This window comes from Arsukibacterium sp. (genome assembly GCF_033722355.1).
Classification (GTDB): domain Bacteria; phylum Pseudomonadota; class Gammaproteobacteria; order Enterobacterales; family Alteromonadaceae; genus Alishewanella.
The window spans coordinates 1-19,179 of record NZ_JAWVZF010000040.1; the positions used below are offsets into that span (position 1 = coordinate 1).

At 48.3% G+C, this 19,179-nt stretch carries 18 protein-coding genes; 4 read left to right on the forward strand and 14 right to left on the reverse strand.

Features of this window, described 5'->3' with window-relative positions; all coding sequences use genetic code 11:
- The 8 genes from R3177_RS05940 to zwf form a co-directional block, all read right to left on the reverse strand.
- Positions 1 to 199: HDOD domain-containing protein (locus tag R3177_RS05940; RefSeq protein WP_318970121.1), on the reverse strand; the 199-nt coding region annotated here is incomplete at its 3' end.
- A gap of 203 nt (positions 200 to 402) precedes the next feature.
- Positions 403 to 870, reverse strand: a complete 468-nt coding sequence (locus tag R3177_RS05945) for a Dps family protein (RefSeq protein WP_318970122.1) — start codon at positions 868 to 870, stop codon at positions 403 to 405.
- A 188-nt stretch (positions 871 to 1,058) separates the two neighbouring features.
- Positions 1,059 to 2,648 carry an ABC-F family ATPase gene (locus R3177_RS05950; protein WP_318970123.1) on the reverse strand — a complete coding sequence of 530 codons (1,590 nt, stop codon included), beginning with the start codon at positions 2,646 to 2,648 and terminating at the stop codon, positions 1,059 to 1,061.
- A 149-nt stretch (positions 2,649 to 2,797) separates the two neighbouring features.
- Positions 2,798 to 3,451, reverse strand: a complete 654-nt coding sequence (locus R3177_RS05955) for a bifunctional 4-hydroxy-2-oxoglutarate aldolase/2-dehydro-3-deoxy-phosphogluconate aldolase (protein ID WP_318970124.1) — start codon at positions 3,449 to 3,451, stop codon at positions 2,798 to 2,800.
- A gap of 3 nt (positions 3,452 to 3,454) precedes the next feature.
- Positions 3,455 to 4,426, reverse strand: coding sequence for a glucokinase (locus tag R3177_RS05960; protein ID WP_318970125.1), 972 nt, complete (start codon positions 4,424 to 4,426; stop codon positions 3,455 to 3,457).
- Positions 4,419 to 6,251: a phosphogluconate dehydratase gene (edd, locus tag R3177_RS05965; RefSeq protein ID WP_318970126.1), complete on the reverse strand. Its 1,833-nt coding sequence runs from the start codon at positions 6,249 to 6,251 to the stop codon at positions 4,419 to 4,421. The genes R3177_RS05960 and edd overlap by 8 nt, the downstream gene beginning before the upstream one ends.
- A 10-nt stretch (positions 6,252 to 6,261) precedes the next feature.
- The gene (gene pgl / locus R3177_RS05970) at positions 6,262 to 6,951 is read right to left on the reverse strand and encodes a 6-phosphogluconolactonase (RefSeq protein ID WP_318970127.1); all 690 of its coding nucleotides are present in this window, start codon (positions 6,949 to 6,951) and stop codon (positions 6,262 to 6,264) included.
- Positions 6,952 to 6,972: 21 nt separating this feature from the next.
- The gene (gene zwf / locus R3177_RS05975; RefSeq protein ID WP_318970128.1) at positions 6,973 to 8,454 is read right to left on the reverse strand and encodes a glucose-6-phosphate dehydrogenase; all 1,482 of its coding nucleotides are present in this window, start codon (positions 8,452 to 8,454) and stop codon (positions 6,973 to 6,975) included.
- Between the two features lie 261 nt (positions 8,455 to 8,715).
- Between zwf and R3177_RS05980 the strand changes: the two genes are divergently transcribed.
- Both R3177_RS05980 and pyk read left to right on the forward strand, forming a co-directional pair.
- Complete coding sequence (locus R3177_RS05980; RefSeq protein WP_318970129.1) at positions 8,716 to 9,573, forward strand: MurR/RpiR family transcriptional regulator; 858 nt, start codon at positions 8,716 to 8,718, stop codon at positions 9,571 to 9,573.
- A gap of 139 nt (positions 9,574 to 9,712) precedes the next feature.
- The gene (gene pyk, locus R3177_RS05985; protein ID WP_318970130.1) at positions 9,713 to 11,149 is read left to right on the forward strand and encodes a pyruvate kinase; all 1,437 of its coding nucleotides are present in this window, start codon (positions 9,713 to 9,715) and stop codon (positions 11,147 to 11,149) included.
- A 74-nt stretch (positions 11,150 to 11,223) separates the two neighbouring features.
- Here pyk and R3177_RS05990 read toward each other — a convergent pair whose 3' ends face one another.
- Complete coding sequence (locus tag R3177_RS05990) at positions 11,224 to 12,195, reverse strand: DMT family transporter (protein WP_318970131.1); 972 nt, start codon at positions 12,193 to 12,195, stop codon at positions 11,224 to 11,226.
- A gap of 167 nt (positions 12,196 to 12,362) precedes the next feature.
- Here R3177_RS05990 and R3177_RS05995 point away from each other — a divergent pair, with 167 nt between their 5' ends.
- Complete coding sequence (locus R3177_RS05995) at positions 12,363 to 13,358, forward strand: ATP-dependent 6-phosphofructokinase (protein WP_318970132.1); 996 nt, start codon at positions 12,363 to 12,365, stop codon at positions 13,356 to 13,358.
- 30 nt (positions 13,359 to 13,388) lie between these two features.
- Here the strand turns inward: R3177_RS05995 and R3177_RS06000 are convergent, their stop codons facing one another.
- The 3 genes from R3177_RS06000 to R3177_RS06010 form a co-directional block, all read right to left on the reverse strand.
- Positions 13,389 to 14,207, reverse strand: coding sequence for a LytTR family DNA-binding domain-containing protein (locus R3177_RS06000; protein ID WP_318970133.1), 819 nt, complete (start codon positions 14,205 to 14,207; stop codon positions 13,389 to 13,391).
- On the reverse strand, positions 14,179 to 15,273 hold the full coding sequence (locus R3177_RS06005) for a sensor histidine kinase (RefSeq protein ID WP_318970137.1): 1,095 nt from the start codon (positions 15,271 to 15,273) through the stop codon (positions 14,179 to 14,181). The genes R3177_RS06000 and R3177_RS06005 overlap by 29 nt, the downstream gene beginning before the upstream one ends.
- A 132-nt stretch (positions 15,274 to 15,405) precedes the next feature.
- The gene (locus R3177_RS06010; protein WP_217669512.1) at positions 15,406 to 15,822 is read right to left on the reverse strand and encodes an acyl-CoA thioesterase; all 417 of its coding nucleotides are present in this window, start codon (positions 15,820 to 15,822) and stop codon (positions 15,406 to 15,408) included.
- Between the two features lie 162 nt (positions 15,823 to 15,984).
- On the opposite strand from R3177_RS06010, the gene R3177_RS06015 reads away from it, so the two are divergent.
- Entirely contained in the window at positions 15,985 to 17,817 is a 1,833-nt protein-coding gene (locus tag R3177_RS06015) for a M61 family peptidase (RefSeq protein WP_318970134.1), read from the forward strand.
- Here the strand turns inward: R3177_RS06015 and R3177_RS06020 are convergent.
- Both R3177_RS06020 and R3177_RS06025 read right to left on the reverse strand, forming a co-directional pair.
- Positions 17,765 to 18,580, reverse strand: a complete 816-nt coding sequence (locus tag R3177_RS06020; RefSeq protein WP_318970135.1) for a M23 family metallopeptidase — start codon at positions 18,578 to 18,580, stop codon at positions 17,765 to 17,767. The genes R3177_RS06015 and R3177_RS06020 overlap by 53 nt on opposite strands.
- Positions 18,543 to 19,179, reverse strand: a 637-nt coding sequence (locus R3177_RS06025) for a 6-carboxytetrahydropterin synthase (protein ID WP_318970136.1), incomplete at its 5' end; no start/stop codon positions are given. The genes R3177_RS06020 and R3177_RS06025, both read right to left, overlap by 38 nt.

Below are 19,179 nucleotides of genomic sequence, written 5' to 3' on the forward strand. Positions count from 1 at the left end.
CGACTTGATAAGGTAAGCGGTAAACCGCGCTGTTTGCCAGCTTAAGCAGTTTAGACGTTAATACCGGATCCAGTAAGATAACTTCGGCAATGTCGTCCAAACTGGCTGTATCCGACTCCATCAACTCTTTAACGCGGATGTAGCTATCAGGAAAAGCAAATAATTCGACAGCATTTTGCGCATATTGCAAGGCGTTCATCGGGGACATCTCCGGTTGACTCTATTAGCACCAAAAGCATCAGACGCTTTTAAGTGTTACTGCTGGTGCTGATTTTACAAGTTTTTCCCGGAAAAACTTAGTACTTTTTACTGCCTACCGCATGAAAAGTGGTTTTCAGATAAATGCGTATAAAAAAGCAGCGCTTAAGCGCTGCTTCTCACTGATAAACCCCGTCGCTACTGTCAGGCAACCAGACTGCGCAACATCCAGGCATTTTTCTCATGAACTGTCATGCGCTGAGTTAATAAATCCAGCGTCACTTCGTCTGATGATTTATCCGCTACCGGTACAATTGAGCGGGCGATTTTAGCGATCGCTTCCTGGCCTTTTACTAAATCTTTAATCATCTCTTCAGCGGTAGGGATACCATCTGCTTCTTTAATACTGGTTAATTTAGCGAATTGTTTATAGGAGCCGGGCGCAAACTCACCCAAGGCACGGATCCGCTCAGCAATCACATCGACAGCTTCGGCCAGTTCAACATACTGGGCTTCAAACAGGGTATGTAAGGTTTGAAACATCGGGCCGGTAACATTCCAATGATAGTTATGGGTTTTCAGATACAAGGTATAGGTATCGGCAAGTAAGCCTGCCAGCCCGTCACATATCGCTTTACGTTCATTTTCATCTATGCCGATATTTACTTTCATATTACCGTCTCCTGAGTTAATTAACGTTTTGCCAAACATGGCGTCAGCCGGATGTGCACCGGCGCAAACTTCGTTTGTCACTAACATCATGCAATAACAGAAAGGTGGGGGCATCGTAGAAAAAAACAAGCCGGTACGTCAGGGCGTAACCGGCTGTTTTATCAGGGTAGCTTTATAAAACGCAGTGACTAACTGGCTTGTGCCGTTAAATACTCTTCGTAGGTACCAACAAAGTTTCGCACGTCCTGTCCGGTAATTTCGATAATCCGGCTGGCCAGTGATGAGACAAACTCCCGGTCATGACTGACAAATATTAACGTGCCTTTATAATGTTCCAGCGCCATATTTAACGACTCAATTGATTCCATATCCAGGTGATTGGTAGGTTCATCCATCACCAGAATATTTGGCCGCTGCAACATCAGTTTCCCAAACAGCATTCTGCCCTTTTCACCGCCGGACAGCACTTTGACTGACTTTTTAATTTCATCCTGGGAAAATAATAACCGCCCCAGAATGCCCCGGATCGCCTGCTCGTCATCTGACGGCTGCTTCCATTGGCTCATCCAGTCAAATAGTGTCATTGCTTCAGCGAATTCATGGGCATGATCCTGCGCATAGTAGCCAATTTTTGCATTTTCAGACCACTTAACCGTACCCGACTCTGGGGTTAAATCCCCTATCAGACATTTCAGTAACGTTGATTTACCAATGCCGTTGGTGCCTAAAATCGCCACTTTCTCACCAACCTCTATCGTCATATTCAGATTTTTTAAAAGCTGCAGCTGACCAAAGCTTTTACTCAGCCCCTCTACTTCGAGTGCTAAGCGATAAAGCTGTTTTTGCTGTTCAAACCGGATAAACGGATTGACCCGACTGGACGCTTTTACTTCTTCCAGCTGAATTTTATCAATCTGTTTAGCACGGGACGTGGCCTGCTTAGCCTTGGATGCATTAGCGGAGAACCGGCTGACGAAGGTCTGCAATTCTGCTATCTGGGCTTTTTTCTTGGCATTGTCAGACAATAGTCGCTCGCGGGCCTGGGTAGCCGCAAACATATATTCATCATAATTACCCGGGTACAGGCGCAGCTCACCGTAATCAAGATCTGCCATATGCGTGCAGACACTATTTAAAAAGTGACGGTCATGCGAAATAATCACCATGGTGCTGTTGCGCTCAGCCAGCACGTTTTCCAGCCAGCGAATAGTATTGATATCAAGGTTGTTGGTCGGCTCATCAAGCAACATAATTTCCGGATCGGCGAATAATACCTGCGCCAGTAACACCCGAAGCTTAAAACCCGGCGCAATCGCTGACATCGGCCCGAAGTGCTGCTCAACCGGGATCCCAACACCAATCAGTAACTCGCCTGCGCGTGATTCTGCGGTATAACCATCCATTTCCCCAAAAGCGACTTCCAGATCGGCCACTTTCATTCCGTCTTCTTCGCTCATCTCGCTACTGGCATAAATCCTGTCGCGTTCTTCTTTGACTGCCCATAATTCAGCATGCCCCATAATTACCGTATCAATTACTGAATATTGTTCAAATGCAAATTGATCCTGATGCAACTTTGCAACCCGGTGGTTGGGTTCAACAAACACATTACCGGCTGTGGGCTCAAGCTCGCGGCTGAGGATCTTCATAAAGGTTGACTTGCCGCAACCATTGGCCCCGATCAGGCCATACCGATTGCCTTCACCAAACTTAATAGAAATGTTTTCAAACAACGGCTTGGCGCCGAATTGCATTGTAATATTGGCAGTTGATATCACTAAAATGGTCCGCTACAGAGTGTACTGGATGAAAAAGGTGCGCCACTATACGCGCTTTATGCCACAAATTCAAAAAAACCGGCATAATAGCCGGTTTCAGTTAGGGCAGACAGGCTTGGTCAGCTTTATCTGAATGTACAGCCGTGCCTTTAGCGTGCCTGTGCTGCAACAGTGACTGCGGTGTGGGTTAATTCAGTAATTTGTTGCCAGTTTTTATCACTGACAGCCTGATCCGGTACAATCCAGGAGCCACCAACGCAGCTGACATTCGGTAGCGCCAGATAGTCAAGATAGTTCTTATCGTTGATACCGCCGGTTGGACAAAAACGGATATCAGAAAACGGACCATAAATTGATTTTAACGTTTTGACACCGCCGGCGGCTTCCGCCGGGAAGAATTTAAAATGGGTATAACCCAGGCCGGTGCCTTCCATCAGTTCTGAAATACTGGCTATACCCGGGATAAGTGGAATAACTGACTCTTTCCCTGCCTGTAACAGCTCTCTGGTCAGCCCGGGACTGATAGCAAACTTGGCGCCGGCCGCGATAACTTGCTGCAGCTGGGCTGCGGTAGTCACAGTACCTGCACCGACGATTGCCTCCGGGACCTGCTCTGCCAGCAATTTAATTGCCTCCAGTGCCACCGGAGTACGAAGAGTCACTTCAAGCACGCGGATGCCCCCTGCCAGCAGTGCTTTTGCCATCGGTACTGCATCAGCCAGATCTTTAATTACGATTACCGGAACTACTGCACCTTGTGCAAATAATTCAGCAGGTTGAAGCTGCCAATTTTCAAATGCCATAAATTAACTCGCCAAAGATTGTTTTAAGTAAACTGCTGCACCCAGTAAACCTGGCTGCGGAGCGGTCACGATATAAGTGGCGATCTGGCGATTAAATGCGCTAAACCGGCCTTTTGCTTCAAAACGGGTTCTGAATTCACTGGCAGCCATCAGTGGCAGCAGCTTCGGCGCTATGCCGCCTGCTACATAGACACCACCAAATGTGCTCAGTGTCAGTGCCAAATCACCGGCCACACTACCAAGACTTGCAAAAAACTGGGCAACCGAAGCAGTTGCCAGCTCTGAGCTGCCGGCCAGCGCCTGACTGCCTATCTCGCCGGCCGATAACGGAGCAACATCCAGACGACGGTAAAGTGCCAGCGCCCGGTAAATGGCTTCAAGACCGGGCCCGGATAATATCCGCTCAGGCGATACGTGACCGTATTCTTTCGCTAGTACCTGTTGAATAAACCATTCCTGTTCAGTTTGTGCTGCCCAGTCAACATGGCCACCTTCCCCCGGTAACGGGATAAAACGATCATTAACATTAATCAGATGGGCAACGCCCAGTCCGGTACCGGCCCCAAGCACTGCCATCGGCTTGTCCCGCTTTGCACTACCCTGCCCTAACTGCACTTTATCCGCCTCGCCAAGCGCCGGTAAACTCATGGCGACAGCCGTAAAGTCGTTCATGACCAAAAGTCGGCTTAACCCCAGCTGACGCTGCATCGCACTGACCGAAAAGTGCCAGTGAAAATTGGTCATACTGATTTCATCGGCGGTTACCGGGCAGGCAATGGCAATGGCAACATGCTTCAGCTCGGTTAACTGCTGCTGTTGCTGATAGTGTTGCAATGCATCTGCCAGACTGGCGAAAGTAGCGCAGGGATATACCGCCACTTTGTCCAGTGCCAGTGTTGCTAAATTCACCCGGCTGAACCGGGCATTAGTACCACCGATATCGGCAACAATTGCGAAGTCAACCAGCTTAGTCATGCAGGTGCTCCTCGGTAACAAACAGACTGCAGGCGCCCTGCTCTGCGCCACTTAACTGGGTACGCATCGCTCCGAACATTTCCCGGCCCATGCCATAATAATTATGGCTTAAATCACTTTGCGCCTGCTCTCTGGCATTAAATTCCGCTTCATCCACCAGTACTTCAAGCTTGCCGTTGTTACCATCAACCAGTAGCATATCTCCGGTTTTGATCCGGCCAATCGCGCCACCATCCAGCGCTTCGGGGGTTACATGAATCGCGGCAGGAACCTTACCTGAGGCGCCTGACATCCTGCCGTCTGTGACCAGCGCGACTTTAAATCCTTTATCCTGCAACACCCCAAGCGGAGGTGTCAGTTTATGTAGCTCTGGCATACCACAGGCTTTTGGTCCCTGAAACCGGACGACGACGATGCAGTCTTTATTCAGATCACCCGCTTTAAATGCCGCGTCAAGTTCATGTTGACTATGAAATACCACTGCCGGTGCTTTAATCACTTCGGTACCGTCACGCAAGGCTGATGTTTTCAGGATCGCCCGGCCCAAGTTACCTGACAATACCTCCAGACCACCATGACTCTTAAACGGTTTGGCAACGGTTGCCAGTACTTCTTTATCGAGCGATTGCTCGGGCGCATCAACCCAGTGCAACTTCCCGTCTTTTAGTAATGGTTGCTGGGTATAACGACGCAGCCCGGGGCCCGCTATGGTTTGCACATCTTCATGCAGCAAGCCTGCATCCAGTAATTCACGGATCAACAGCGCCATTCCGCCGGCATGCTGAAAATGATTAATGTCTGCCTGACCATTCGGATATATCCGGGTTAGCAACGGCGTGGCAGCAGAAAGCTCAGCAAAATCGTCCCAGTTAACAATAAAACCAGCGGCTCTTGCCACCGCAACCAGATGCATAGTGTGATTAGTCGAGCCCCCTGTCGCCAGCAGGCCAACTATACCGTTGACAATGGCTTTGGCATCAACCAGTTTACCGACCGGTAAATAATTATCGCCCAACTGGGTTAAACGGGTAACCTGGCGCGCCGCCGCTTTGGTCAGCTCGTCACGTAAAGCACTGCCTGGGTTAACAAAAGAGCTACCAGGTAAATGCAGCCCCATCATTTCAACTACCAGCTGATTGGAATTCGCTGTACCATAAAAGGTACAGGTGCCAGCAGAATGATAAGATGCAGATTCGGCTTCCAGCAGCTCTTCTTTACCGACTTTACCTTCGGCAAATAACTGACGGACCCGGGCTTTTTCTTTATTAGGAATACCGGATGGCATCGGCCCGGCAGGCACAAAAACAAAAGGCAGATGACCGAAACTTAATGCAGCCATAAGCAGCCCGGGTACAATTTTATCGCAAATCCCCAGCATCAGGCCGCCGTCAAACATATTGTGTGACAACCCTACGGCAGCAGACATCGCAATAATGTCCCGACTAAGCAAACTTAACTCCATGCCGGGCTGGCCCTGGGTCACCCCGTCACACATCGCCGGTACCCCACCGGCAAACTGTGCAACGCTGCCGACCTCGTTAACCGCTTGTTTAATAATGTCCGGGTAGCTCTGATAGGGTTGATGTGCTGACAGCATATCGTTGTAGGATGAAATAATACCAATATTAGCTTTAGTAAGACTGCGTAAATCTGCCTTGTCCTGCTTGTTGCAGGCGGCAAAGCCATGCGCCAGATTGCCACAGCTCAGAACGCCCCGATGAGGCCCGCTTTGGCCGGCCTCGTCAATTCTTGCCAGATAAACAGCCCGGCTTTTGCTGCTGCGGGCAATAATGCGATCGGTGACCCGTTGGATAACAGGATTCATAATACTTCCTCTAGTTAGCGGCGTACATTACGGCCACATCAACATCATGCTGTTGCAACACAGCCCTGACAGGCATACTGCTGACATCATCACCGGCCTGTGCTTTATTTAATACCGCAAGCTTACTTTCGCCCACCAGATGGAGAAACAGCTGCCTGGTGTTGAGCAACCGTGGCAAACTAAGTGAAATGCGCTGATGTGGCGCGGTAGTGGGATTAATGGCAAGGATTGCCGGGGCATCCATGGCTAAACCCTGATTAAGTTCAGCACTGCAGGGAAACAAAGACGCGGTATGACCATCTTCGCCCATACCAAGAATGACGGCGTCAAACGTGGGGAGTGCACTGACGCGCGGCATAATCTCTGGCACAGCGGCTTCTGCAGTAGCTGCAGCAGAATACAAACTGATAAAATTCGCCTTCGCCGCTTTTGCTGTTAACAGGTTTGCTCTAACCAGCCGCTCATTACTGTCTGGTGAGTCAACCGGCACAAAACGCTCGTCAGCCAGTAAAATGCTAACGTTATGCCATGGCAGGTCAGCCTGAGAAAGCGCGTTAAACAAAGCCGTCGGCGTTCTGCCACCTGACACAACAAGGTATGCATGGCCACGTTGGGTGATAGCCTGTTGCAGCAGGTTTTCCAACCTGGCGGCAAATTCGGTATTGAGTACTGTACTATCAGTGTATTGATGAAGTTGCATTAGATTGTCTACCTAAATCGTTTATTCGTCCCAGTTTCTCTCGTCGCGAGCCAGCATGGAAATTGAAGCAACAGGCCCCCAGGTGCCTGCCTGATAGGTTTTAGCCGGTTCATTGTTGTTTTTCCAGGCATTAAGAATACCGTCAACCCACTGCCAGGCTTGTTCAACCTCATCGCGGCGGACAAATAAGTACTGATTACCGAGCATCGCTTCCAGTAATAGTCTTTCATAGGCATCTGCGATGCGCTGCGACTTAAAGGTCTCATCAAAACTTAGGTCAAGTTTGCTCTGTTGCAGGCGCATATGCTCACCGAGACCAGGAATTTTGTTCATGACCTGAACTTCCACACCTTCATCTGGCTGCAAGCGGATAATTAATTTGTTAGCTGGTAATTCGTTGTAAGTTTCATGAAAGATATTATGAGGTTGCGGCTTGAAGCAAATTACCACTTCACTGTGTTTTTTCGGCATGCGCTTGCCGGTACGCAGGTAAAAAGGCACCCCGGCCCAACGCCAGTTATCAATATCCACTTTAATAGCAACAAACGTCTCAGTGCGACTGCCGGCCCGGGCGCCTTCCTCTTCCAGATAACCCGGTACCTGCTTGCCACTGACAAAGCCACTGGCATACTGGCCGCGAACTGTTTTTTCCTGCACATTACTGCTGTCGATACGACGCAGTGCCTTTAATACTTTGAGTTTTTCATCCCGGATACTGTCAGCATCCAGACGGGCCGGAGGCTCCATCGCAATTAATGACAAAACCTGCAATAAATGATTTTGCACCATGTCTCGCATTTGACCGGCATCATCGTAATAACTCCAACGCCCCTCCACACCAACTTCTTCCGCCACAGTGATCTGAACGTGATCAATCGCATTGTGATCCCAGTTAGATGCAAAAATGGCATTGGCAAAACGCAGCGCCAGCAGATTAAGTACCGTCTCTTTACCCAGATAATGATCAATCCGGTATATCTGACACTCTTTGAAATGTTCAGCAACCTGATCGTTAATCACAATTGATGAGGCTAAATCATGGCCAATCGGTTTTTCCAGCACCACTCTGGAAGGTTCAGCTGCCAAACCTGCGGCAGCCAGTCCCTTACACAGATCACCAAACAATGCGGGTGGCGTAGCAAAATAGCTAACCGGTGTTCGTTTGGCAGCGTCGACCAGTTCGCCAAGTTTTTTGTAATCACTGGTTTGAGTCAAATCAAGTTGCACGTAAAGCAATCTGCCAGCCAGTTGTTGCCAGACCTGCTCGTCCAGTGCTTCTTTTTTCAGAAACGTGGTCAGGTTCGACTTCACCATGTCGAGGTAGCCGCTATTGTCCATGGCATCACGGGCTACACCAATAATGCGTGAGTCAGCAGCCAATAAACCGGCTTTTTCAAGTTGGTATAAGGCAGGCAGTAATTTACGCCTCGCCAAATCACCTTTAGTGCCGAATAAAATTAAGTCGCAGGCGTTATTCTGGCTATGCTGTGCTGTTGTTGTCATATCTGACCCTTGCAATAATACGTAATTTTACAACACTTACGGCATACTAACGTGCTGAAATGACGCTGTAAACCCAATATTGTGTAATTAAATTACATAACAACGAATATTTTGACTAATCTTACATATTAAGGCAGCCTTAGCAATTGAATTACAGTTTTGTGGTAAATTTAATACTGTTTTGACTGCCACTCTGGTATATAACCAAGACTGCTACAATTATTGCCACCATTAACAACGATATAAATCAGGAATTAGCGGATGAACGTACTGGAAAAAATCGTAAGTAGTGTTACCAGTTTCAGCAAGTCTGAGCGTAAGGTTGCCGATGTGATTCTGGCTAATCCTCAGGTGACGATTCACAGTAGTATAGCAGCCCTGGCCAAAATGGCAGACGTCAGTGAACCTACTGTCAACCGCTTTTGTCGCCGTCTGGATACTAAGGGTTTTCCTGATTTTAAACTTCATTTAGCCCAAAGCCTCGCCAACGGCACTCCCTATGTTAACCGGCATGTGGAAGAAGATGACGGGCCTGAAGCTTATACAGCTAAAATTTTCGAATCAACGATGGCTGCATTAGATACTGCCAGGCAACATGTTGATATTAATACTATAAATCGTGCAGTAGATGTATTAACCCAAGCTAAAAAGATTTCTTTCTTTGGTCTGGGTGCGTCTGCATCTGTGGCACATGATGCCCAGAATAAGTTCTTTCGTTTTAATGTGCCGGTTGTCTGTTTTGATGACATTGTTATGCAGCGGATGTCAGCAATTAACAGCTCTGACGGAGATGTCGTGGTATGTATCAGCCATACCGGCAGAACGAAAAACCTGTGTGATATTGCCGCCATCGCCCGGGAAAATGATGCGACAGTCATTGGTATCACCGCATACGACAGCCCGTTGGCCCGCGAATGCACCCTGGTGTTGTCGTTAGATGTGCCAGAAGACACCGACATGTATATGCCAATGGCGTCCCGCGTTGCCCAACTGGTATTAATCGATATTCTGGCCACCGGCTTTACTTTAAGACGTGGCAGTAAGTTCCGGGAAAATCTGAAAAAAGTGAAAGACAGCTTGCGTGGATCCCGCTTTGAAAAGAAAGATTTGGCAAACTAACGCAGCTGATCAACCATCATCCGAGGTTGGTCAACTGCACCAACCTGTCGCTTTTATCGATAATGCCGCTGTATTCTGTAATAAAATTACATTACACTAAAACGCTTATGACATCCGCGTACAACAGCAGGAGCATCTGATGCCAAGAAGAACCAAGATAGTCGCCACCCTCGGCCCGGCTACGAATACCCAGCAATCAATTGAAAAGCTAATCAGTGCCGGCGCAAGTGTATTCAGGCTTAATTTCTCACACGGTAGTGCGGATGACCACCGGGAACGGGCTGCTATGGTGCGCGCTGCGGCGGACAAACTGAGTACTCACGTCGCCATATTAGGTGATTTGCAGGGGCCGAAAATCCGGGTGTCTACGTTTAAGGAAGGTGCCGTATTATTAGCGGAAGGTCAGCAGTTTGTGCTGGATGCCAGTCTGGCTAAAGGTGAAGGGGATCATCACCAGGTAGGTATCGACTACAAAGCTCTGCCACAGGATGTCAGTGCCGGCGATTTACTGCTACTGGATGATGGTCGTATACAGTTACAGGTTGAACGGGTCGATGGAAGCAGGGTTTACACCAAAGTGACGGTTGGCGGAAAACTTAGCAATAATAAAGGTATAAACCGCCAGGGTGGTGGATTAACAGCCCCTGCCCTGACTGATAAAGATAAGGCTGACATTATTACTGCTGCTGAAATAGATGTTGATTTTCTGGCGGTCTCGTTTCCGCGCAGCGGCGATGATATGCGTCTTGCCCGCGAATTAGCAAAGGCGGCAGGCTCTGAAGCAAGATTAATGGCTAAGATTGAGCGGGCTGAAGCGGTAGCCGATAACGAAACGCTGGATGATATTATTCGTGCATCAGACGCTGTTATGGTTGCCCGTGGTGACTTGGGTGTGGAAATCGGTGATGCTGAACTGGTTGGCCAGCAAAAACGGATTATCGCCCGATCACGCCAACTGAACCGGGTCGTTATTACCGCCACTCAAATGATGGAAAGTATGATTGAAAGCCCGATGCCAACCCGGGCTGAAGTCATGGATGTTGCCAATGCGGTACTTGATGGCACCGATGCTGTGATGTTGTCCGCTGAAACTGCTGCCGGTAAGTATCCTACTGAAACGGTCAAGGCAATGGCCCGGGTTTGTGACGGCGCAGAAAAACATCCCAGTGTTCAGATATCAAAACACCGGATGGACGTTGTTTTTACAGAAATCAGTGAAACTATTGCCCTGTCAGCAATGTATGCCGCTAACCATTTAGCCGACATTAAAGCAATTATTGCCTTAACCGAATCCGGTTATACCGCTAAGTTAATGTCTCGAATCACCTCACCCCAGCCTATTTATGCGCTATCACGTCATGATAAGACGCTGAACAAAATGGCATTGTACCGGGGCGTCTATCCGGTCTATTTTGACAGCACTTCACAGTCAGCACAGTCACTGGCCGATGCAGCTATTGATGCTATTCGAAAGCAGGCCGGCCTGAAAAGCGGTGATCTGGTAATACTGACTCATGGCGATGCAATGGAAACTATAGGTGCGTCAAATACCTGTAAAATTGTTCAGGTAAAATAAGGTCGTTGTTGTTTCGATAATTAAAAAAAGGCCGCGGGCCTTTTTTTAATTTGTGGCTGTATGTAAATAGCATTTCAGAAGACATCACGTTGTAATTTTCTAACCCTTCTGGCAGCCCGGTATTCCGCAAACTGCGGAGCCAGTGCCGTTAAGGCTGAACCTGTAACGACCATCAAAGCGCCAAGCCAGGACCACAGGTTTAGCTGCTGCGCTGTCAGAAAGTCAGGAAACATTTTGCTGACAAAAGTCGCGAATACAATGGTAAATAAAGGCGTCACTGCCAACACTGCACTAACCTTGGACGCTTCCCAGTGATGTAATGCTTCAGCAAAGGCTCCATAAGCCACAACGGTATTCAGGCAACAAAATATCAGTAATGCCCAATGTAGGTAGCTCATTGTCAGCAATGGAGAAAACTCGGACAACGGAATAAAGCAAAGTGTTCCGGCTACATATAGCAGGTACATAATTTGTTTAGAACTGAAACTCACCAGCAGTTGTTTTTGAGCCAGCGCATAAGCGGCCCAGGTAACGGCGGCAGCAATGACCAGTAATACGCCAAAAGTTTCTGAGTCTGCCTGCACTATCAGCTGTAACAGACGTTCATTGAAAAATAACAACAGGCCGGCGACCAGCGTAATGGCTCCAACTTTCTGCCATAACAACAATCTTTCTTTAAATATCACTATACCGCCAAGCATCATCAGAAAAGGCGCAAGCTGGATCACGACCTGTCCGGTTTCGGCGCTTAAATAGTTTAAGCCGCTTAAATACATAATATAGTTTGATAACAGCCCTGCTACCGCAATCATCATCAGCCATCCGACTTTACGATGGAACAGTAACTTTATTGGCGGCAATTTACCGCGCGCCGCCAACCATAGCCCGACAATCACTGCCGCCGCCAGAAAACGAATAGCCGTAATCGTATTAGCCGATAACACATCAAGCACAATTTTAAGTGCTATCGGTAACATGCCCCACAAAATGGCAGTTGTCAGCGCCAGCGTTAAACCAATAATACTTCTTCCGGTAATTTGATGCATGCAGCAACAGTTCCTTTAACAAGCGAAAACGGTCAGATCAGTTGCTGCCATTGTCGCTTATTTGCTGTCTGACTGTCTTGTCATTTAGTTATGTTTGCGTTGAATCAACTTTCCCAGCTGTATAGAAACTATACTAAGCGTAATCACCTCAGTGAGCAGGACAGACAATGAATACGATAAAACGATTAGCCATATTAACTTCCGGGGGAGATGCGCCAGGCATGAATGCCTGTATTCGCGCTATTGTCCTGACAGCATCTGCCTGCAACATTGAAGTGGTTGGCTTTAAACATGGATTTAACGGCTTGCTGGATCAGGAGTATCAGACGCTTCATCCCATGCATGTTGATAATATTATTCAGCGCGGCGGCACTATTTTAAAAAGTGCTCGCTGCCCGGCGCTACAGCAGGCCGATGGCCCTGCCCGTGCAGCCGCGACATTACAGCAATTACATATTGATGCGTTAATAGTGATCGGTGGTGACGGCAGTTTTCGCGGTACTATGGCTATCAGTCAACATTACGAGGGGCAACTGATAGGCGTGCCCGGTACTATTGATAATGATGTCGATGGCACTGATAGCACCATTGGCTTTGCCACCGCTATTGATACCGCACTGGATGCCATTGATAAAATTCGTGATACCGCTGACGCTTTTGAACGGATTTTCCTGGTTGAACTGATGGGACGTCACAGTGGTTATCTGAGCCTGGCTGCCGGTATTGCCGGAGGTGCCGAACAAATTATCTGTCCGGAGTTTGGTCAGCTCAGCCCAGATAATTTGCGAGCGATTATTAAACCCATTCAGCATGCTCAACTGTTAAAAGGCAAGTCTAGTTATCTGATTGTTGTAGCTGAGCATAGCTATCCGGGCGGCGCTACTGCACTGGCGGAAGCCTTGACCGGCGCAATAGGTATTGAATGCCGCGCCTGCATTCTTGGTCATATCCAGCGTGGCGGCAGCCCGGTGGGTGCCGACCGTATTCTTGCTACGAAGTTAGGTGCTTTTGCGGTAGAGCAATTAATGCAGGGTGTTAGCCTGGTCATGGCCGGTGAGGTTAACGGAGAGGCATGTTTATATCCACTGGCTGAGACCGGTGACAGAGCAAAAACGATTGACCCTTTTTTAGTACGCTGGCAGCAGCAGATTGGCAGCTACTGAGCTGCCAAGCTGCTGGGTTAATAAACGTGATTAGTGGCTGAAAACCTGTTTTACCCGGTCTTTGTAACTGCGGCTGACTTTTACCGCCTGACCATTGGTCAGCATTAACTGATGCTCACCATTTGACAACATCTGTAACTTGGCGATAGTGTTTACATTAACGATAGCAGAGCGGTGTACCCGGACAAATAACCGTGGATCGAGCTCCTGTTCCAGCTCTTTCATCGTCCGACGCAGGATATGTGTCTGACCATCTTTAGTATGAATGCACATGTAATCGCCTGCGGCATCAACCCAATCTATTTCGGCAACCGGCACCCGGGTAATTTCACCACTGTCTTTAATACTGATTGCTTCAGGAAACCGCTCATTTACCACTGGCTCAGATTTATCCAGACGCTGCAGAATTTTGCCGGTCTCATCACCGGTAAGTTTAGCAACTGCGGCTGCCAGCTGCCCTTTATGTTTCTGGCTATCAATAGCAGCGTGGAATTTCAGTACCTTAGTAACCGCCGCTTTCAACCTTTCGGGTTCAACCGGTTTCAATACATAATCAAGTGCATTTACTTCAAAAGCGTTAAAAGCATAATGATCATACGCCGTAACAAAGACTATGTACGGTAAGCTAAGCTGCTTCTGCTGCAAACTCTTTAATACCGCAAAACCGTCCATACCGGGCATTTCCACATCAAGAAACACCACATCAGGTTTTAACTCAACAATACGGTTTACCGCCTCATCGCCATTACTACACTGGGCAACGACTTCCAGCTCAGGAAAGGCAGCCAGGCGCACCAGCATTCCTTTGCGGGCAAGCGGCTCATCGTCTACTACTATTACCTTCAACATGGTTTGTTTCCAATTGTTCTAACTGTAATGGGATCCGGATATTGACTTTCAGCCCTTTGGGCTCGTTATGTGTCAGCACCAGAGCAAAATCGTTATCATAAAGCGCTGCCAGGCGCTCTCTGGTATTCACTAAACCTACCCCGCTGGCATTCGTCTTCGGAATACCATCGCTTATTGGCATGCCAGGACCATTGTCTGACACCTCTAACAATAAATCGTGCCCGAATTTTTTGGCGGTAATAGTGATATCTCCGCCGTTGACCTGGCTGGCTACGGCATATTTAATCGCATTTTCGATTAATGGCTGCAAAATTAAACTGGGCACTAAGGCGCGCTCTGTGCCTTGCTCGATATCAAAATTAATCGTCAGGCGTTCAGAAAACCTGACTTTTTCAATTTCCAGATATAATTTTGCCGCATACAGCTCCTGCTCAAGTGGCACCCGGTTTATCGGATCTTTATAAAGTGAATAGCGCAAAAAGTCACTAAGCCGGGTCACCATTTTATTTGCAGTGTCTGTTTCATTAATCAGCACCAGTGTTGAAATTGCATTTAACGTATTAAACAAAAAATGCGGGTTAAGCTGATAGCGCAGCATTTTTAGCTGGGCTTCATGCGCCTTGTTGGTGGCAGTTAATGATTTTTGTTTTTCCAGTTGCAGAGTCTGGTAATACTTAATACCAAAATATAGCCCACTCCAGCTCAGCATCACATAGAACGCCACCGGCGTGTCTTTAATATACTGCAACCAGTCATCAGGCCGGTAACCGTGCCGGTAAATTTCCCAGTAATTAAAGTTCCTTACGGTTGTCCAGATTGCTGCGATCAGTAACGCAAGTAATAAAACCAGCAAAATCATACGCCAGGGTGGCCAAAACCAAATGCGTTGATAAAGATAACGCAATGGGATGGTAATTAACCAGCCGACATAGGCATCTAACGCTACCACGATTAAATAGGCATCCCGGGTTTCCTGTACCAAGGATCCCAGATAATTGACAATAGCAAAACCAAGCCAGCCCAAGGTATGCAGGATCCAGAACTGCCGGTTTCGATCTTCAAACACTTTGTACAAGATAAACTTCCGCGTAATGACTCTTCGCAAAGTATACCTAACATCGCAGTTAAAACCTTGCCGCTTAAACTGATTTCAGCAGACATTAATCGCAATTGCACTGGGGTTAGCTTGGGGCCCGGCTCAGAAATCTGCCAGCACCGGGGTCGGTTTACGATTGGCATCCAGTGCAACAAAGGTGAAGTTACCGGAAATGGCTTTATGCTGGTCATCGTTATACATATTTTCGACGAATATATCGACATGCACTTTGATGCTGGTTCTGCCAACATGCTCAATCCTTGCCACCAGTTCAATAATGGTACCGGCAGGAATCGACTCTTTAAAGTCGACTCTGTCAGAACAGACTGTCACCAGCGGCTTCCGGCAAAAGCGGGTGGCTGCAATAAAAGCAGCTTCGTCCATCCAGGCTAATGCCTCACCGCCGAACAAAGTATTGTGATGGTTGGTACGGCCCGGAAACACCGTTTTGGTAACCCTGGTAACAGCATGGGCAGTTCTTTTGGCAATAAGGGCTTCACTGGGTGGGGTGTTTGACATAAGCTACTCACTCTGAAAATACAACAAGAATTATGGTAATGCCGCAGACATCAGCATTGCAGTGGTTATTATAACAGGCCTGCACTTTGCATCGAAAATTTCTGTGCCTGATTTAACGGCTGTTACAAAATTTAGTACAACAAGAGTTGCGATGAGGATTTGATGGAGCTAGTTAGTTATCAGTTAAAAATTCAGGATATCGCTGCGCACCATATTGAAGTGACATTAAAATTTACGCCACAGCAGCCTATTCACACGTTAAGCATGCCGGCCTGGATCCCGGGCAGTTATATGATCCGGGATTTTGCCAAACACCTACTGTCAATTTCAGCAACGGATGCCGCTGGTCCGTTAGTGCTGCAACAACAAGACAAACAAAGTTGGCAGCTGACCTGCAGGCAGCAGCCTGTCACTGTTGTTTATCAGCTTTATGCCTTTGACTTATCAGTACGGGCGGCTTATATCGATGATGAACTCGCGGTCTTAAATCCGGCGGCCTTGTGTCTTGCTGTCAGTGATCTGGAAAACTTGCAGCAGCAACTTATCGTGCCAGCTCCTGAGTCAGCAGTTGCTGCCAGCTGGCGACTTGCCACCGCATTGACGCCCGTTGGGAGTACTAAAGCACTGGAGTTTGGCACGTATCAGGCTGCAGATTATGCCAGTTTAATTGACAGTCCGCTGTTGGCGGGTGTTTTCAAAGTGGAACAGTTTGAGGTAAACACGATTCCGCACTTTCTGGTGGTAAGCGGCAACAATCTTGCTGATCTACCGCGGCTTGCGGCAGATTTACAGCAAATTTGTCAACAGCAATGCAATGTATTTGGCCGCCTGCCAGCCGATTTGCATCAGTACTGGTTTTTACTATGGGTCACTGAGCAAGGTTATGGCGGGCTGGAGCATAAATTCTCAACGTTGTTGCTTTGTAGCCGGTACGATTTACCGGGTATACAGCTTCAGCAACCCGACGATAATTACCAGCAATTGCTGGCACTTTGCAGTCATGAATACTTTCATAGCTGGTGGGTCAAACGATTAATGCCCGCAGAGTTTAAGCCATATCAGTTAGCTGCTGAGCAATATACCAGCCAGTTATGGCTATACGAGGGGTTCACCTCTTACTTTGATGATTTAGCCCTGGTAAGGGCCGGGCTAATTAAGCCTGAGCGGTATATGACAACGCTGGAAAAAACAATCAGCAGAGTAACACGCAGCCCGTCTGACGCCAGGCAAAGCCTGGCGGACAGTAGCTTTAATGCCTGGACCAAGTTCTACAAGCAGGATGAAAATGCCATAAATTCCGTCGTCAGTTATTATGGCAAAGGCGCATTAGTGGCTTTTTGTCTGGACGCAGCGCTACGAGAGCAAGGCAGTTCGCTGCAACGGCTGTGCCAGTACATGTATCAGCAATACCTTGAAAGTGGCACTGACGAGCAAAGTTTATTTGCCAGTCTTACCGAGCTCGGCTATGCCAAGCTGGCTGATGCTGCCCTCAACTGGATAAGTCAAAGCAAGCCGTTGCCACTGCAACATGCAGCCTGGCAACTCGGCCTTAAGCTGAGTTTCCGCCCGGCAGCAGACCACAATGACCTTAGCGGCCCGGCCAAAGCAGACAGTCAAACCCACTTTACCGCCTATCTGGCAGCCGGGCTAAAGGTCCAAAACGGTTTGTTAACTGTTACGCAGGTAATGGCCGATGGTGCAGCCCATCAGGCTGGTATGATGGTTGGCGATCAGCTGCTGGCACTGGCAGGCTGGAAAATTAACGAGCACAGCCTGCCCGAGCTACTGCAACGGCTGGAATCGGGTTCCAGCCAGCAATTAATCCTTTATCGCAAAGATCGTGTATTAATATTGCAACTTCCTATCCAGCCTGCAGCACCAAAAATTGCGGTATTACAGGTTGCAGATAAAGATAAGGCAAGCGACTGGTTACAAAGTGACGTTATGGTTCAGACAGTAACAATTGCGGATCAAGCCGCTCCTGCAGCCAGTTAATCCGCCAATCCAGATGGGGCCCGGTCACCCGGCCGGTGGCCCCAACTTCAGCCACTTTCTCTCCCTGACGAATTAACTGCCCTACTGTCACATCCAGGCGATGTAAATGCATAAGCGTCGACGTTACCCCCATGCCATGGTCGATAATCAGGGTCAAGCCGGAATAATACAAGTCCTCTGCCAGCAGCACCTCACCATCCCACGGGGCCAGTACCGGAGCGCCAACGGGCGCGGCGATATCCAGTCCATAATGCGGATTCCGCGGCTCACCGTTAAAAATCCGCTGACTGCCATATACTCCTGATATTCTTCCTTGTGCAGGTAATAGGGGGTCAGCAAAGATTGCCATCTTATCTGATAATGTTGTCCGTACTGCGGCTACCTTGCGTTGGTCGTTCTGAATGCGCTCGGTGACCTCTGCCGGCGGTGTCACATACTTTTGTGCCACCCCGGTAATTCGCTGGATATCGTACTCACGCCGGCTGAAGGTCAGAGGCAGTTGCTGCCGGGAGCCGTCTGAAGCAATAATTGTCAACTGATGCTGCAGCGCAGCATCACGGCCAATACCGATTACAAACTGTCCGCTCTTTGCTACCTTGACGGGCTGCCCGTTAAAAAATACTTTAGCGCCAGCCGGCGCTTGCCCTCGAACTAAACTGCCCTGCGTAAGTTTGCCGTCAAGCATGACCTCAGCAGCAGCGGGTAACGATACTATTGCCTGCACACTAGCAATGAGCAATAGCGCCTTTAGCCACACCCTCATAAGCTACCACCTTGTATTTCTTAGTGCTGTCGATTTTTTTCAGTGCACCGGCAATATAGTCTGCCAGACATTCTACCGTGGTATCGCAGGGTAAAATATCACAGTGACCTTGGGGAATAACTAACTCAAACCAGCCCTGACTTGCCTGATAGCGGAAACAGAAAGCATCCTGTTCGCCGCTGAGAAACTGCAATGCGGTTGCTTCACATAAATCATCTGCACTGCCCAGATAGCAGTCCTGCCACCGTTCACTCCACAATTTATTCAATCGTGGCGAGAGCATGCCATCCGTATAGATCTGAATAGTAGAACGATGGCCATGGGCAATACGCTGACAATTACCATCATGTTTTTTTAAGCCGTGGCTGTAATGATAATAAAAACCGGTAGCGGACTCCGGCCTTAAGGCCAGTGTCAGTCGTTCTACATTAGCCGGCAACAAAGGCTTGATGCGTTGTTCCAGATACTCGCTGATACTATGCTCGTTAATCTGGCGGGTTGGAATACAGGCAAAAGCTTCCGCTGGTGAGGCAAGGCTTATCATGCCTCGCTGACTGTTGTAACGCACCAGGCTGCAGCCAGGCTCGTTGGTTAAACTC

Bases quoted from the DNA above. Each gene is read 5' to 3' on its own strand.
- R3177_RS05945 (WP_318970122.1), bottom strand. From the start codon at position 870: ATGAAAGTAAATATCGGCATAGATGAAAATGAACGTAAAGCGATATGT.
- R3177_RS05955 (WP_318970124.1), bottom strand. From the start codon at position 3,451: ATGGCATTTGAAAATTGGCAGCTTCAACCTGCTGAATTATTTGCACAA.
- R3177_RS05960 (WP_318970125.1), bottom strand. From the start codon at position 4,426: ATGACTAAGCTGGTTGACTTCGCAATTGTTGCCGATATCGGTGGTACT.
- edd (WP_318970126.1), bottom strand. From the start codon at position 6,251: ATGAATCCTGTTATCCAACGGGTCACCGATCGCATTATTGCCCGCAGC.
- pgl (WP_318970127.1), bottom strand. From the start codon at position 6,951: ATGCAACTTCATCAATACACTGATAGTACAGTACTCAATACCGAATTT.
- zwf (WP_318970128.1), bottom strand. From the start codon at position 8,454: ATGACAACAACAGCACAGCATAGCCAGAATAACGCCTGCGACTTAATT.
- R3177_RS05980 (WP_318970129.1), top strand. From the start codon at position 8,716: ATGAACGTACTGGAAAAAATCGTAAGTAGTGTTACCAGTTTCAGCAAG.
- pyk (WP_318970130.1), top strand. From the start codon at position 9,713: ATGCCAAGAAGAACCAAGATAGTCGCCACCCTCGGCCCGGCTACGAAT.
- R3177_RS05990 (WP_318970131.1), bottom strand. From the start codon at position 12,195: ATGCATCAAATTACCGGAAGAAGTATTATTGGTTTAACGCTGGCGCTG.
- R3177_RS05995 (WP_318970132.1), top strand. From the start codon at position 12,363: ATGAATACGATAAAACGATTAGCCATATTAACTTCCGGGGGAGATGCG.
- R3177_RS06000 (WP_318970133.1), bottom strand. From the start codon at position 14,207: ATGTTGAAGGTAATAGTAGTAGACGATGAGCCGCTTGCCCGCAAAGGA.
- R3177_RS06010 (WP_217669512.1), bottom strand. From the start codon at position 15,822: ATGTCAAACACCCCACCCAGTGAAGCCCTTATTGCCAAAAGAACTGCC.
- R3177_RS06015 (WP_318970134.1), top strand. From the start codon at position 15,985: ATGGAGCTAGTTAGTTATCAGTTAAAAATTCAGGATATCGCTGCGCAC.
- R3177_RS06020 (WP_318970135.1), bottom strand. From the start codon at position 18,580: ATGAGGGTGTGGCTAAAGGCGCTATTGCTCATTGCTAGTGTGCAGGCA.